General features: G+C 45.8%; 15 protein-coding genes and 1 tRNA gene. 7 read left to right on the forward strand and 9 right to left on the reverse strand.

The window, feature by feature from the left end:
• The 4 genes from VMT62_03395 to VMT62_03410 form a co-directional block, all read left to right on the forward strand.
• The coding region (locus tag VMT62_03395; protein ID HVN95450.1) for a type I restriction-modification enzyme R subunit C-terminal domain-containing protein at window positions 1-1,213 on the forward strand (1,213 nt) is incomplete at its 5' end.
• A complete protein-coding gene (locus VMT62_03400) occupies window positions 1,206-2,726 on the forward strand; it encodes a class I SAM-dependent DNA methyltransferase (protein HVN95451.1) in 1,521 nt (506 codons plus the stop codon). The genes VMT62_03395 and VMT62_03400, both read left to right, overlap by 8 nt.
• Before the next feature lie 7 nt (window positions 2,727-2,733).
• Window positions 2,734-3,858, forward strand: coding sequence for a restriction endonuclease subunit S (locus tag VMT62_03405; protein HVN95452.1), 1,125 nt, complete (start codon window positions 2,734-2,736; stop codon window positions 3,856-3,858).
• 46 nt (window positions 3,859-3,904) lie between these two features.
• Window positions 3,905-5,404, forward strand: a complete 1,500-nt coding sequence (locus VMT62_03410; GenBank protein HVN95453.1) for an RNA-directed DNA polymerase — start codon at window positions 3,905-3,907, stop codon at window positions 5,402-5,404.
• Window positions 5,405-5,503: 99 nt separating this feature from the next.
• Here VMT62_03410 and VMT62_03415 read toward each other — a convergent pair whose 3' ends face one another.
• The 3 genes from VMT62_03415 to VMT62_03425 all read right to left on the reverse strand — a co-directional run bounded on the left by VMT62_03415 (window position 5,504) and on the right by VMT62_03425 (window position 6,739).
• Window positions 5,504-6,295 carry a hypothetical protein gene (locus VMT62_03415; protein HVN95454.1) on the reverse strand — a complete coding sequence of 264 codons (792 nt, stop codon included), beginning with the start codon at window positions 6,293-6,295 and terminating at the stop codon, window positions 5,504-5,506.
• Between the two features lie 151 nt (window positions 6,296-6,446).
• On the reverse strand, window positions 6,447-6,593 hold the full coding sequence (locus VMT62_03420; protein HVN95455.1) for a hypothetical protein: 147 nt from the start codon (window positions 6,591-6,593) through the stop codon (window positions 6,447-6,449).
• Between the two features lie 72 nt (window positions 6,594-6,665).
• Window positions 6,666-6,739, reverse strand: a tRNA-Arg gene (locus tag VMT62_03425).
• A 285-nt stretch (window positions 6,740-7,024) separates the two neighbouring features.
• On the opposite strand from VMT62_03425, the gene VMT62_03430 reads away from it, so the two are divergent.
• Window positions 7,025-7,117, forward strand: a complete 93-nt coding sequence (locus tag VMT62_03430) for an AURKAIP1/COX24 domain-containing protein (GenBank protein HVN95456.1) — start codon at window positions 7,025-7,027, stop codon at window positions 7,115-7,117.
• Here the strand turns inward: VMT62_03430 and VMT62_03435 are convergent.
• Entirely contained in the window at window positions 7,102-7,914 is an 813-nt protein-coding gene (locus VMT62_03435; GenBank protein ID HVN95457.1) for a deoxyribonuclease IV, read from the reverse strand. The two genes, VMT62_03430 and VMT62_03435, sit on opposite strands and share 16 nt — an antisense overlap.
• 114 nt (window positions 7,915-8,028) lie before the next feature.
• Between VMT62_03435 and pfp the strand changes: the two genes are divergently transcribed.
• Together pfp and VMT62_03445 are read left to right on the forward strand one after the other, a co-directional pair.
• A complete protein-coding gene (gene pfp / locus VMT62_03440) occupies window positions 8,029-9,258 on the forward strand; it encodes a diphosphate--fructose-6-phosphate 1-phosphotransferase (GenBank protein HVN95458.1) in 1,230 nt (409 codons plus the stop codon).
• A gap of 54 nt (window positions 9,259-9,312) precedes the next feature.
• The gene (locus VMT62_03445; GenBank protein HVN95459.1) at window positions 9,313-10,554 is read left to right on the forward strand and encodes an HD domain-containing phosphohydrolase; all 1,242 of its coding nucleotides are present in this window, start codon (window positions 9,313-9,315) and stop codon (window positions 10,552-10,554) included.
• Window positions 10,555-10,591: 37 nt separating this feature from the next.
• Here VMT62_03445 and VMT62_03450 read toward each other — a convergent pair whose 3' ends face one another.
• The 5 genes from VMT62_03450 to alr all read right to left on the reverse strand — a co-directional run bounded on the left by VMT62_03450 (window position 10,592) and on the right by alr (window position 15,651).
• Window positions 10,592-11,932 carry a hypothetical protein gene (locus VMT62_03450; protein HVN95460.1) on the reverse strand — a complete coding sequence of 447 codons (1,341 nt, stop codon included), beginning with the start codon at window positions 11,930-11,932 and terminating at the stop codon, window positions 10,592-10,594.
• Window positions 11,933-12,024: 92 nt separating this feature from the next.
• The gene (locus VMT62_03455; protein ID HVN95461.1) at window positions 12,025-13,008 is read right to left on the reverse strand and encodes an MlaD family protein; all 984 of its coding nucleotides are present in this window, start codon (window positions 13,006-13,008) and stop codon (window positions 12,025-12,027) included.
• The gene (locus tag VMT62_03460) at window positions 12,995-13,768 is read right to left on the reverse strand and encodes an ABC transporter ATP-binding protein (protein HVN95462.1); all 774 of its coding nucleotides are present in this window, start codon (window positions 13,766-13,768) and stop codon (window positions 12,995-12,997) included. The genes VMT62_03455 and VMT62_03460 overlap by 14 nt, the downstream gene beginning before the upstream one ends.
• 1 nt (window position 13,769) lies before the next feature.
• Window positions 13,770-14,543, reverse strand: coding sequence for an ABC transporter permease (locus tag VMT62_03465; GenBank protein ID HVN95463.1), 774 nt, complete (start codon window positions 14,541-14,543; stop codon window positions 13,770-13,772).
• Entirely contained in the window at window positions 14,536-15,651 is a 1,116-nt protein-coding gene (gene alr, locus VMT62_03470; GenBank protein HVN95464.1) for an alanine racemase, read from the reverse strand. The genes VMT62_03465 and alr overlap by 8 nt, the downstream gene beginning before the upstream one ends.
• Window positions 15,652-15,655: the final 4 nt, after the last annotated feature.

The raw sequence follows: 15,655 nt of genomic DNA on the forward strand, positions 1-15,655 counted from the left end.
GTGGTGTAAAGAAAAAGATAAGTTCTTGATTATAGATTGCTGGGACAATTTTGACTATTTTCAAATGAATCCAACCGGGAAAATCGATAAGCCATCAAAACCAATTCCGGTCCGACTCTTTGAAACCAGACTGGAAAAACTTAATGTCGCCGAAACAAAGAACGATACGGCGCTTATTGAGAAGACAATTAAGAAACTCCAAGAAGATATTAGCGAGCTTCCGCCTAATAATGTCGTGATCCTCGATGCCAAAAGCAAATTAGAAAAACTTGACGCAACCTTTTGGCAAAAGCTTAATGATGACAAAAAACTTTATTTAGAGATAGAAATTGCTCCACTAATGCGGACACGCACGGGGGAAGATTTCAAAGCAATGAGCTTTGAACTTAAGGTTCTCCACTACTCCATAGCAAAGCTCGGTTCGAGCGATGAAAAAGACAAAAAAGTAAAGACCCTCGAAGAAGTCATAATTGAAATGGTTTCCGATCTGCCTCTTATGGTCAACGTTGTTGCCAAAGAAAAAAACCTTATCGAAGAAGTGCTTCATAATAACTATTTGGCAAAGGCAAGCGATGAAGATTTGGAAGTCTTGATCCAGAAAATAGCGCCACTCATGAAATACCGGGAAGAAGGGATTAAACCAGATCAGACTGCTGTGGATTTTCGGGACATTACCAAAGAAAAAGAGTACATTAAATTTGGACCAGCCCATGAACGATTGACTATTCAAAAATATCGGGAAAAAGTCGAGGCACTTATCAAGAAACTGGAAGAAGAAAATGAAATACTACGAAAAATAAAAAAAGGTGAAGAGATAACGCAAGAAGAAGTGGGAGAACTGGCAAATACCCTGGCTAAATACGAGCCCTATCCAACAGAAGAGAATTTACAAAAAGCCTATGACGCCCGGATGGTGAAATTCTTGGACCTCATTAAGTACATTATGGGTATTGGCGGACTGGTTACTTTTTCGGAAAAAGTGTCCGAGTCGTTTGCGGAATTTATCGCGGAACATAACACAATGACCGCTAAGCAAATCCAATTTCTGCAAACTTTGCAAACGTTCATTATAGAGAATGGGAAATTAACCAAGAAAGACCTGGTGCGTGAGCCATTTACGAAGCTTCACGCTAATGGCTTTTTAGGACTCTTTCCACCGATGATGCAACAAGAAATTCTAAAATTTACTAATAACATCTTACATTATGCTTAATGCAACCCTTAAATCATCAATCGGACGGCTTTGGGATAAATTTTGGAGCGGTGGTATTTCTAATCCGCTGACGGCTATTGAACAAATATCCTATTTGCTTTTCATGAAGCGATTAGATGAGTTGGACATAAAGAAGAAACACGATTCAGAATTTACCGGGGAAGGCTATGAATCAATCTTTGAAGGGGAGAATGAAGAATTGAGATGGAGCCACTTCCGGCAAATGGAAGGCGGGGAGATGCTCACGCACATCCAAAGTAAAGTCTTTCCATTTCTCAAGAATTTAGGAACAGAAGAGAGCCACTTTGCTAAGCATATGGGCAATGCTGTTTTCATAATTTCCAAACCCTCGCTCCTAGTTGAAGCTGTGAGCATCATTGATGACATTTTTGAAGAGATTTCCAAGCAAGAATCAGAAGGACAAGGTTTCCAAGATACACAAGGCGATTTATATGAGTACTTACTTTCAGAAATTACAAGCGCCGGTAAGCTTGGCCAGTTTCGCACTCCACGCCATATTATCCAGCTCATTTGCGAACTGGTTGATCCTAGACTAGGAGACACCATTTGTGATCCGGCTTGCGGTACAGGAGGATTTTTACTTGGCGCGTATCAACACATTATTACCGCACATACCAGCAAGGAACACCAACAGACCGATGAGAATGGGCTGACTAGGGGTCTTCTTGGCGATAAGCTCACCAACGAAAAACAATGGAAACATCTTAAAGAAAAAACGTTCTACGGATTCGATATGGACGAAAGTATGGTCCGAATCGGTCTAATGAACCTCATGATGCACGGAATATCTAGCCCAAATATTGAACAAAGAGATACGCTTTCGAAAAAATATAATGAAGATAGTCATTATGATGTAATTATGGCTAATCCTCCCTTTAAGGGCAGTATAGATAAAGGTGATATTAATGAATCGCTTTCCCTTGCCACAACTAAAACCGAGCTCCTGTTTGTAAATAGAATTATTAATTCTCTCAAGATTGGTGGCCGAGCGGGCATGATTGTGCCGGATGGCGTTTTGTTCGGGTCAAGCAATGCTCATAAGCAAGCTAAGAAGATGCTGCTTGATGATTGTGAGTTGCAATGTATTGTGTCGATGCCCAGTGGTGTGTTTAAGCCCTATGCCGGAGTGAGCACGGCTATTTTGATATTTGTTAAAAGAGGCCAGACAGGAAAAGTCTGGTTTTATGACATGCAATCCGACGGATTCAGTCTGGATGATAAACGCACAAAGATAAACGGCGGCGGCGATCTACCAGATATCGTAGAAAAGTGGAAGCATCGAAAGAAACAGACCGAAAACGATCGAAGCAGCAATTTCTTTTGGGTCGAGAAGAAAGAAATTGAAAAGAATGGCTTTGATTTGAGTATCAATCGTTATAAAGAAGCGGAATATGAAGAAGTTGAATATGAAGATCCAAAAGTCATCTTGGCAAAAATTGAGGCGATCGAAGAAGAAATTATGGCGGGAATCAAGGATTTAGAGCAAGTATGAATGTTATATGATTTTACAAAGAAAAAAACTTGGTGAAATTATTAAATTAGAATATGGCAAACCCTTGCCTGAATCGGAAAGAAAGTTAAGGGGTTCCTATCCAGTTTATGGTGCCAATGGAATAAAAAGCTATAGCGATCTTAGCTATGTTAACCATCGCAGTATTATCGTTGGAAGAAAAGGATCGGCAGGTGAAGTAAATCTAACTGAAGAGAAATTTTGGCCTCTAGATGTTACATACTTCGTTACCTACGATGAGAAGAAGTACGATCTGGGGTTTCTATACAGACTTCTCTCGTCAATAAATCTACCAAAGTTAGCGAAAGGAGTTAAGCCTGGTCTCAATCGAAACGATGTTTATTCGATATCGGTTGAAATTCCTAGATTAATTGATGATCAGAAAAAAATCTCTCAAGTGATTGATGCAGTAGATACACTTCGGTCCAAACGTAGACAGGCGATTGAGCTTTTGGATGATTATTTGAAGTCTGCATTCCTGAAAATGTTCGGAGATCCGGTAAAAAATCCGAAGAGATGGAAAACTGAAAGATTAAACGATGTCTGCGATCGCCTTAGCGACGGCCCGTTTGGATCAAAACTAAAAACTGAGCATTATGTAGATAACGGGATTAGGGTTATAAGGCTTCAGAATATTGGAATAAACAAGTTTAAGGATAACGATAAAGCATTTATCTCGGAGACTTACTATAACAGTGACTTGAGCAAATATACGTGTAAGGCAGGTGAAATAGTTATTGCAACATTGGGAGATCCAAATATCAGAGCTTGTCTCATTCCTGATTATATTCATTTATCGGTTAATAAGGCCGACTGCATACATTGCATCCCTGACAATGAGTCAGTAAATTCTGAATATCTGCTATCATTGCTAAATCTTCCGCAATTCCACCACTCATTTACCAGTTTAACTCACGGAGAGACCAGAACTAGAGTGAGTTCTGGTCAGCTCAAGAATATTCAAATCCCGTTGCCCAAGATGGAACTTCAGAACAAATTCGCCGAAGTGGTTGTGAAGAGTAAAGAAACGAAACAAAAAATGCTCTCTCAATCCGAAGAACTAGAAAATCAATTTCAAGCCTTGATGCAGAAAGCATTCAAGGGGGAGTTATGACCCATGACTAAACCAAAATTGACCAAGTGTGAACAAGAGTGAAAACATGAAAAACATCTTATTGTTATCAGCCAAGGAAGCAAAAGAGTTTTTCTTAAAAGAAGAAAGCTATTTTAATTTTGATTTGCCACCTTATTTCAAATTCGATAATTTGTTGCAAAGCGTATCAAAAAAGATTAAGAACAAAAAATTATCTGATTTTTACAGCCCAAAATCAAAACCTCGTGATTTTGAGGATGTAAATTATACGCTTATCACAAACAAAGATGGACGTTATGCTTGGCGGCCACTTCAATTAATCCATCCTGCGCTTTATGTTTATCTTGTTAATGAAATAACTGAGGATAAGAATTGGCAATACATCACAGACAGATTACGTGATTTAATTAAAAAAAGTAATGGCATCGAATGTAAAAGTTTACCCGTAATTTCTGCTTACTATAAAAAGAACAAAGCAGCCCAAATAAAAAATTGGTCGGAGGAAGTAGAGAGAAAATCGATCATTTATAGTCTGGATTATGACTATCTTTTTCATACGGATATTACAGATTGTTATGGATCAATATATACCCATTCAATTACCTGGGCTTTACATGATAAAGCTGTAGCCAAAAAAGAGCGCGAGAATAAAAAGCTCATTGGCAATATAATTGATTGGCAACTCCAGGCAATGTCAAACGGGCAAACAAATGGGATTTCGCAAGGAAGTGTTTTGATGGATTTTATCGCCGAAATAGTTTTGTACTATGTGGATAGTTTACTTGCTGATAAAATCAAGACTTTCAAAAAAGCAGATTATAAAATTATTAGATATAGAGACGATTACAGAATATTTAGTAATAATCCACAGGTTGCAGAACAGATTATTAAAGAACTTACTGACATTCTTAACGACTTCGGAATGAAGATAAACTCTGCAAAAACCAAAGGTATAAATGATGTAGTGCATTCATCAATTAAACCGGACAAATTATTTTGGATGGTAAACGAGAACAAGTGTGATGATCTAAATAGTGAGATATTTTCCATTTCTGTTTTTGCTGAGAAATATCCAAATTCAGGAACTGTGGCTAAATTACTAATGAAATATTATGACAAGATATCAAAATCATCAAGAAAGGATATTAAGGCAAATATAAAAGTATTAATAAGTGTTATTACCGATATAGCTTTCAAAAATCCAAGAACATATCCGATAATTTCTGCCATCTTGAGTAAGCTGATTGATTTTATGCCAAAGAAAGATAGGGATCAGATAACAAGAAAAATTCTAAATAAGTTCAAAAAACTTCCCAATACGGGCATCATGCAACTTTGGTTGCAGAGAATAACCATCAAAACAAGCAGCAAATTTGATTATTCAGAAAAGTTATGCAGTAAGATAGATGACAATAGTGTTGTGATATGGAATTCCGATTGGCTTAAACCAAATTTGAGAAAGATTATAGATTCATATGATCTGGTAGATAGGAAAATACTAGAAAGCTTAGGGGCCGTCATAAGTGATGAGGAAGTTTCTTTGTTTGATAAATTGGAGTATTTCTAATAACCATCATCTAATTAATTATTGACCGTCTGAGATGAAAGCTGAGAGAGAAGTATAAATAAAACAAGGGGCGTTCTCAGTTAAGAAGCCCCTTTTTGTTTACGCAAATCGATAGAACGTTTTAAGGAGCGCGATGTTGGAATAAGCAACCTCGCGTTTATCACCTGGCCATTCAAACACGATACGGTCGCAGTGAGACAAAAGCTGATATTGGTTAAATGACAGGTAAGGAAGCCCGAAATTACAGACAGACTGTTTTCCGCTGTGGATTATCCGCAGGCAGTCAAACATATCCCTTGTAACCCAGACTTCCTCCCTGGGGTCGATACGGTTAAATCCGTAAAGATAACTTTCAGGGTTAAACGATGAGTGGAATTTTGGTATCCCCTCATAACTGGGTTTGTCGCCAAGTTTATCCGGCGCTTTACTTCCGTAATAGGCAACCTTCAGCCCTTGCTCATTAAACACCGTAAAAACGATATAACCGGAAAGCATTGTTTTGCCTTTGGGTTTTCCCACACCCATTTCTTCGCAGAGTTCTTGGTTAAGCCCCTGCTTTGCCATTTCCTCGCACCATTCCAGGGTATAGGTAAGATTCAGCTCTTGCTCAATATGCTTGTCGGCATAGGTAGCCTTGTCGAGTAAAAGGTTCTTGGCATCCTGAAACTCGATCTGTTTAATCTTGGAGGCAATAAATATTATATTGCTTCCCAGCTTGCAGGCAGGGCAATAGGAGACGTTTTTCTTATCCCCATAACATCGTATTGAGCTTTCTTTTCCACAAAAGATACAAGGGAAATTTAAGTAGCTTCCGTTGCGTTTAAATTCCAATCCGAGAAGGGTTAAAGCCTTTTCGGTGTCAATTGTTTGCATTGCTTCATTGTATTTCATTTCTTGCCTCCTTTGACTAGCTTTAGGCGTCTTCTGACCAGCAGAACAATTATTTCTGAATTGGTGTACCAGAATAAGGAAGTGTCTTTGCCGTCTTTGATGGTTCTTTGAGGTTCTCCTAAAACCTGTTTGATTTTTTGGATGGTTTTCATTACTCGTCCGATAAAGCTTTGAGAACTGCCCGGTAAATTATCTTGAGCAATCTTTGTTTTTCCACGGGGTGAAGGATGACGTTAGGATGGTCCGGCTTGGTTATGGTTAGTTCTCCGTCAATGTAGGTTAAAATGCAGTCGTCCATGAGTTCCTCCTAAGAGTACCCAACGAAACTACCCAACATTTTAAAGGGGGGATTGTAAATGGTTGATAGAAGCGCGCCCGCCGGGACTTGAACCCAGAGCCTACGGATTAGAAGTCCGTTGCTCTATCCAATTGAGCTACGGGCGCGTGGTTGTAATTATAGACGTTTTGCTCTCTCTTTTCAATCGCAAAACACGTGAAGAACGCCTTACAGGCCGCATCCCCTCTTGAACGGGGCTTAAGGCGACATCCCAAGTATCCAGAGAGGCCATTTGCTATCGGTTTGGCCCCTTAAGTTGCTTCTATTTACCCACATAGTCCAGGGCTCTCATAATATTCTTGCAAAAAAACCTGAGTAAGGTTATCTTGTTAGCGTTCGCGATTTCCGGTTTACTTAAGATGCGTCCTTTTTAAACATGACGAGGTGACTGAATGGGCAGTGTAATGAAGTGGAGAAAAAAGAAAATCAGGAAACACAAATACAGAAAACTAAGAAGAAGAACGAGACATCAACGGAGAAAGTAGGAGCGCATAACGCGCATATTTTCTTCATCCATGTTGCCCATCTTGGGGGTTTCCATGACGCCCCCCAGATGGGCAAACCTTTTGTCGTTAATAAGAGATCGAAAAAAACCCTTCCCGATTTGGCCCTTGCCGATATGCCAGTGACGGTCTATCCGGCTCGCAAGGGCAGTCTTTGAATCGTTGAGGTGAAAGACGCCTATTTTGTGAGGCCCGAGCTTCTCCTCCACGCCGGTGAGAAACGCATTCCATGTCTTTTTTACACGTATGTCGCAGCCTGATTGAAATAAGTGCGCCGTATCGATACAAATAAAGACCATCTCCTTTCTCTCCACACGTTCATAGATTAAGGCAAGCTCGTCCGCATCTTTGCCGATGGCCGTACCCTGGCCGGACGAATTCTCAAGCAAAATTTTCAGGTCGTGCCGTTCATGCACCCTGTTTATCGATTCCGCGATCATATTGACGCCGGTCGTCTTGTCCGTCCTCGTCCCGCAGTGTGCCACAAGGCCATCAAGACCAAGTGTAGCACAGAGCCCGGCCTCGTGCACAAAGGCTTTGAGATTGCGCTCGTCCTCATCGATCTTCGCAAGATTCGGCAAATAGGAGAGATGGCCGAAGACCATGATCTCTTTGTGGAGCTTGCGAAACGCATCAATTTCTTCATCCTTCCACGTTTTATACTCCCATGACCGGGGGTTCTTGAGAAAGACCTGGATTACCTGGCAGCCAAGCTTTTTCGCCTGCTCGAAAGTGCGTGCGAAGCCTTTTGATATGGGCATATGAAAACCTATTTTCATTAACTCTCGCTTTCTGACCGCGCCCATTCTGTGTGGGCCGTAACAGGATATGATAAAAAGTCTTGCAAATAAAGCGAGAAAGATGCACAATTAGAAAATATGGACAAAGGCCTTATGGGAATAGTCGTTGGTGGCGGGCCCGCGCCGGGCATCAACGGGGTCATCAGCGCTGCCACGATTGAAGCCATCAACCAGGGCGGAAAGGTCGTCGGCATTGTGGGCGGCTTCAAAAGTCTCTTTGAAGGCACGAGTAAGATCGTCCCGCTCAGCATCGATGATGTTTCGAGAATCCATGCCACAGGCGGGTCCATATTGAGGACCTCCCGCGACGCCCCGGAAAACGCCAAAGCAAAGTTCGAAACGCTGATGACCACGCTTAAAGGTATCGGCATCAAATACCTCATCACCATAGGCGGAGACGGCACCCTCTATATGGCGAACTGGATCGAGAAGGAGGCGCGCGGCTCTATTAGCGTAGTCCATACTCCAAAGACCATAGACAACGATATACCACTTCCCGGCGGCTTCTCCACTTTCGGCTATCAAACGGCGCGCCACGTGGGAGTATACATCGTCAACAACATCATAGAAGACGCGCGGACCATGGGGCGATGGTATTTCATCACCACCATGGGCAGACATGCCGGTCACCTTGCGCTCGCCATGGGCAAGGCCGCGGGCGCCACCGTATCGCTCATACCGGAAGAATTTCCCGGGAAACGGCTCTCCTTCAAGAAGGTCGCCGACATTCTCGCCGGTTCCATCATCAAGAGAATCTCCATGGGCAGGGATTATGGCGTGGCTATCCTTGCTGAAGGTATATCGGAAAAATTCGATCTGGAAGAACTGAAAACGTCCGACGAGGTTGAAAAGAATGAAGCAGGCGAGCTGAGGCTTTCCCAGATCCAGTTGGGAAGGCTGCTCAAGAATTCAGTCAATCAGACGCTCGATTCAATGGGGCTGAAGGTCGGTATCGTGGACAAGAACATCGGCTACGAGTTGAGGGCCGCAAACCCGATTCCGTTCGATGTGGAATACACCCGCGATCTCGGGTTCGGCGCCGTGCAGTTCCTGCTTAGAGGCGGCTCCGGATCCATGATTGTTTCCTATGAGGGCAACATCCGGCCCGTTCCGTTCGTCGAGATGATCGATTATTCCACAGGAAAAGTAAAAATCAGGAAGGTCGGAACCGACACGGAGACCTATCAGGTCGCACGAAAATATATGATAAGGCTCGAACAGGAAGATTTTCAGGATGAAAAGCTCGATAGGCTCGCAAAGGCTGCCAATATGGAGCCGGAAGCATTCAAATCCCGCTTTGAGTATGTCCTTTCCACCGATTAAAACTGCCCGCTCTTTAGAACCCCGGAAGGTCCATGTACAGGAGAGACCTCGCTCATGACGGATGAACAGCATAAACTCCAGGAAGTCCTGAACATCGGGCTCGAAGTCACACAAATAAAAGATATCGACATCCTCCTTGAGAGGATTCTCGTGAAGGCCCGCCAGTTCACGAACGCCGACGCCGGCTCCATATATATCAAGGAAGACGATACGCTGCGTTTCAGATACACGCAGAATGAAACAGAGCAGAAAAAACTGCCCGCGGGCAAGAGGCTCATCTACTCCACGTTTTCGATTCCGGTAAATAGCAAATCAATCTCAGGGTATGTTGCCGATACGGGAGAGATGCTCAATATTGACGATGTCTACAGTCTGGGAAATGGGGTACCGTATTCCTTCGATCCGTCCTATGACAGGATCACCGGCTATCGGACTACATCCGTGCTCACGTTGCCGCTTCGGACTTACGCCAATGAAGTGGTCGGCGTTCTGCAGCTCATTAACGCCAAAGGAGGTGCGAACGAGATCATCTCCTTCGCGCGAAGCGACGAGCCCTACATCATGCACTTTGCAAATAACGCCGCTATAGCCATAGAGCGGGCACTGATGACGCGCGACATTATTCTCAGAATGATCAAGATGGCCGAGTTGAGAGACCCTATGGAGACGGGCTCGCACGTAAACAGGGTTGCGTCTTACGCCGTTGAGATCTATGAAATTTGGGCGAGGGAGCACGGCTTCGGGACCCAGGAAATAGAGCGGAATAAGGATGTGCTCAAGGTGGCAGCCATGCTCCACGATGTGGGCAAGGTGGCCATAACGGACCTGATCCTCAAGAAACCGGCCCGTCTCGACAGCTATGAATACGAGGTGATGAAACAGCACACCTATCTTGGCGCACAGCTTTTCTCGCATCAGCGCTCTGATTTCGATAGAGCAGCTTTTCTCGTAACCCTTAATCATCACGAACGCTGGGACGGCCAGGGATATCCCGGCCATATTGATTACGTCACCGGAGAGGCCCTCGCCGGTCTTCAGGATATCAATGGCAGGGCACTCGGCAAAAAACAAGAGGAAATACCTGCTTTTGGCCGCGTAGTAGCCGTAGCGGATGTCTTCGATGCACTAAGCTCGGGCAGGGCATACAAAGAGGCCTGGGAAGAAGAACGTGTGATCGAAACCATGAATAAAGAACGGGGCAGACATTTCGATCCGGAAATGCTCGACATCTTCTTCTCCATTCGAGACGTGATCAGAAACATCATGCACCTCTATCCCGATAAGACCGAAGAGTAAGCTCGGGGGCTCATCCTCAACAAAGTTCTGGGAAGCCTCAGTTGGCTCGCGCCGATTGGTCGCTGGTGTCGGTCGCGCTATCTGAGCGTTTGATAGGGATAAAAAATATCTTCACGCTCTTGCTATCAACCCCGAAAAGACCCGAGAGGAATTCAAATCCCGGCCCTTCTTTATCCTTTTTGAGACTGAGTATAAAGGCAAACCGCGTTTTCCAGGTCTCATCCGTCCGTTCGTAAGTATAGAGGCCGTAGCACAGGTTCGTCGTGGTTCGATCGGACGTCTTTTTGCGCTCGTAGAGGGTGATGAGCGGCTTGATAATCCGGTCAAAGCCCCGGTCCCTGAAGGGCAAAATCGAGGGGAACAGGAAGGTTGCATCCTGGTTCTTTGCCTGGTATTCGAAGAAAGGCCAGACATTGAAAAAGACGCCCCTGTCATCCTCCATATAGCGGTTGATCACAACGATGCTGCGCTGGAAAAACCGTTCATCCTTCACGTAGAACTCGTATTCCCTGTAGATGGGCCAGAGGAAACTGAAGGTCCTGTCTTTTCCTTTTGTCTCTTTGGAGATGATGGGGAAATAGCTGTATCCGTTGTCTTCCTCACCGGCGGTTTTTGAAAAGATGGGCCAGAGGATATTCCACTTTTCTTTGTCCGGGTCCCTGGAGTAGGTGAAAAATGGCCAGAGCACCGCTTTGTACTCTCTTAGCCGCGACGTGGAGCGAAGATAAAAAGGTATGGCAAAAAAGGAGTCAATGGGCTCATCAGTGTCGAGGTTCTTCTCGTCCTTGAAAAAGATGGGCCAGAGATAAAAACGTGTCCTTCTCACACCGGGTCTCAGATGGTCCCCGTATAAGGGCCACGCCTTGAATCCCCGATCGGTGCCTCCGTAGGAGGCAAAGAAAGGCCAGAGCACGTTTGTCTTGGTTGCGCCGTCCGCCTCTATGTGGCTGTATAGTGGCCACGCGAAGAAATCTATCTCATCCTGCGAGAACCTGTTATAGAGGTACCCGTAAAATGGGAAAAACCCGCCATAGCTTCCTTTCTTTTCCGATCCGCCGCCGAAAAACAATAGAAATGCCGCATCGCTTTCTGTCTCACTCTTTTTGGAAAGATAGATAGGCACGAAGTATGATTTCTCAGGTGTACTCTTACCGAGCGGAAAAAGGTAATGCAGAGTGCCTCCCTCCTCCGAGTCATAGGAGGAAAGAAAGGGCCTCACGACAAGGTGCTTGCCACCGCCCTCTTCATCATATGAGACGAGCGGGCCGAGATATCTCTTTTCGTTGCCGAGCTCCCACGAGAGCGGCCAAAAAGCAAGTAGTGTGCACGGCAGGAAGACAAAAAAGAGAATCAGAGAAGAACAACAGAGTAACAGCAACCGCGATCGCGTTTGAAGGCCACTCGTATTCCGGCGAAGGAGAGGGCCGGTTTCATGACCACAAATACAACAAGGCGGATTGATATTGAGCATCAAAAGAAGGTGCCGAATATCGTTCCCAGAATGGTTATGGGCGTCATCTCCTGTAACCCTTCGGCGCCCTTTTGCAGCTTCTTCATGGCTTTCTCGGTCTCATTATAAAGGCTATCATCCTTGGCAAGCTTTCCTAAACTGCCCTCACCTTTTTTCACGCCTTCGGTGAGCTCTTTAATATTGCCCGCCGCGTCTTTCACGTCATTGTACAGCGTATCATCTCTTACAAGTTTTCCGAGCGTACCCCTTCCTTCCTCGATCTCGTTGGAAATGCTTTTGAGCGCAGAGACCGTATCTCTCGTGTCATTGTACAGCGTATCATCCTTGACGAATTTTCCCAATGTGCCCTTGCCTTTCTCAATGTCATCCGATATGGCCTGCATGTTCTTCACTATGCGGGTGACGTCGTTTTTGTTGGCAGACACGAGTTCCTTGAAATCACCGCTTGCAACCTGCATATTTTCGATGCTTTTCTTGAGCTCGACTTTTTCCTTTTCTCCGATGATGCCCTGGAATTCTCCCACCGTTTCGCCGAAATTCTTTGCGGCCACATCCACACGGGCAAAGATCTCATTCATGTCGGGCTGGGCGATGACGTTCGTGATCCTGCCTCCATCTGCAAGATAGGTCTGATGTGATCCCGGAATGATCTCAAGATATTTGTCGCCGAGCATCCCCTGTGTTTTCACGCTCACCGTGCTGTCGTCCGGTATCTTGACATTTTCCTTGATGAAGAGTGTGGCGACGGCCTTGTATCCTTCAAGGTCAATGCGTGTTACCTTACCTACCACCACTCCTGCGATTTGCACGCCGGAACGCGGATCAAGGCCGTTTGTGTTGCTGAAGGTGACCTTCAGCTCATAGCCGTGTCCTCGAAACATGCCGAACTTGCCTATCTTGAAGGACATATAGAACAGGCCGATGATGGCAATGAATACGAGAAGACCGACCTTGACCTCAGGGGAAATTTTACTGCTGTTCATGATTACCTCCTATAAATCCCGGTATTCTTGTCGCTTGCAAAAACTCCTGCGTTGCCTTCTGCCCGCTCCTTCTTATCTCCTGGGGCGTCCCGTATTCAACGATCTTTCCATCCGCAAGCATGGCAACTCTATCGGCGATTCTGAACATACCGAGAATGTCGTGGCTGATGACCACATACGTTTTCTTGACGGTTGATTGGGTCTCTTTAATGAGGTCGAGTATTGAAAGCGATATAATCGGGTCGAGCGCGCTCGTCGGCTCATCGAAAAGAATGATCTCGGGCTCGAGAACCAGCGCGCGCGCCAGACCAACTCTTTTCCTCATGCCGCCCGAGAGTTCTGCAGGCATCTTTTCCATGAATCCGATGAGGCCTACCTGCCTCAATCGTTCCTCGACGGTGTGCTCGATCTCTCTTTCCGATAGCCTTCTGTGCTCCTTAAGCGGGAACGCCACATTTTCGAAAACATTCATGGAGTCGAACAAAGCTGCCTCCTGGAAGAGCATGCCAAAGCCTTTCCTCACTTCGTTGAGTTCCTTCTCGCTAAGCTTGGTGATATCCTTTCCGTCGATCCAGATCTCTCCCGAATCGGGTTTCAAAAGGCCGATCAAGTGCTTTAAGAGTACACTTTTACCCCCGCCGCTCTGGCCGATGACCACGGTTATCTTTCCCTTTTCTATTTCGAGATTGATACCATCCAGGACCTTCTGATCGCCGAAGCTCTTATGGATATCGATAATGTTAATGGCCCTGTTTTCCATATCAGAACATAAGAGAAGTCAGGATATAGTCGGCGATGAGGATGCTGACGCTCGCGATGACGACGGCCTCAGTGGTGGCCTTTCCCACCCCTTCTGCCCCGCCCCGCGTGTTATAGCCTTTATAGCAGGAAACAACACTGAATATGAGGCCGAAAACCGCCGCTTTGACAAGACCATTATAGATATCGCCGAGATCAAGATTCCTTTCGATCCTGTTCATAAAGGCGCCTTCGTTGATCCCCAGGAGACCGACGCCCACCAGATAGCCTCCTATGATACCGATGAAATCCGAGACGATCGTGAGGATGGGCAGCATGAGGAAGGACGCGACCACTCGCGGCACCACGAGATACTTGACCGGGCTCAAGGCCATCACGGTGAGTGCGTCTATCTGCTCGGTGATCCGCATGGTTCCGAGCTCGGCCGCCATTGCCGAACCGGCCCTTCCCGTCACCATAAGACCCGTCAATACGGGTCCCAGCTCGCGCGTCATGCTCAAGGCCACAATCACACCCACGAGCCCCTCAGCGCCAAATTTCTTGAAACCGTACGATGACTGCAACGCAAGCACCATGCCGGTAAACATGCCCGTGATAATGACCACGACAAGCGAACGGACACCCACAAACTCCATCTGTTTGAAGATATAATCGAACTTGAAAGGTCTCCGAAAACCGAAATAGAGGCACGTAAGGAACATAAGCGTAATGCCGCCCAATTCCTTGAGTGCCTGAAGCAGGGGTGATGTGATCGTTCGAAGAACCTTCTTAAACATAGACCCTGGGCACCCTCTTGGATATTTTGCAGAGAATCTCGTATGGGATAGTCCCTGCGTACCGGGCAAGCTCATCGGCAGTCACGGCTTGACCCCCATCCCTGCCGAGCAAGACCACTTCGTCCGCAACATCGACCCCATTTATATCCGTAATATCTACAAGTATCCAGTCCATGCACACTGTGCCAACAATACTGCATTTCCTTTGCTTTATCAACACAAAAGCTTTGTTGGAAAGGGCCCTCGGGTATCCGTCGGCATAGCCCACCGGCACGTAAGCGACTTTCGTATTCCGGCTCGTGATAAACGTTCTTCCGTAGCTTAAGCTATATCCCGCGGGAACATCGCGGACTAAAGCCACTCTCGACACAAATTTCATGACCTGCTTTATCGGAAACGTTTGAGCGAGTTCAATCGAGGGATGAGAGCCATAGAGGCCTATACCCGCGCGAACCATATCAAAATGGGCGTCCGGATAATTGATAATGGCCCCGCTATTTGCCATATGGGCTATCTTCGGCCGTATTCCTGCGGCGATAAGCGCCGCCTGCGCCTCACGAAACAAGGCCACCTGTTTCAATCCATAGTCGTCTCGCGTCTCCGAGGCGGAGAAATGACTCATGAGTCCTTCGCACGCCACGTTCCCCATGTTCTTGAGCGATTGCCCCACAAAGGCCATATCGGCAACGCTGAAGCCGAGCCTGCCCATGCCCGTGTCGATTTTGATGTGTGCTCTCACCGGCCTCGTCAAAGACGGACTCTCTTCTCCGATTCTTTTGAGTGTCTTCACATCGTAGAAAACAAGGCTCAGGTCGTTCATTACCGCCGGCTCCAGGGCGTCCCAGGGGAAAGGCCCGCTCATAACGAGTATAGGAGTCTTTATGCCGGCAACGCGTAATTGTATGCCTTCTTCCACACTTGCAACCCCGAGATAATCTACGTTCAACCTTTCAAGGCGCCTGGAGACCTCGATGGCCCCGTGACCGTAAGCATCGGCCTTGACCACACAGAGCATCTTCACCCCGGCGGCAAGACGGGACCTCGCGATCGCAAGGTTTTCTTCCAATGCCCCTAAGTCGATGTATGCGATAGCCCTTGAAACGCCCATACGA

Source organism: Syntrophorhabdaceae bacterium, from assembly GCA_035541755.1.
In the GTDB taxonomy this organism is placed as follows: Bacteria; Desulfobacterota; Syntrophorhabdia; order Syntrophorhabdales; family Syntrophorhabdaceae; genus PNOF01.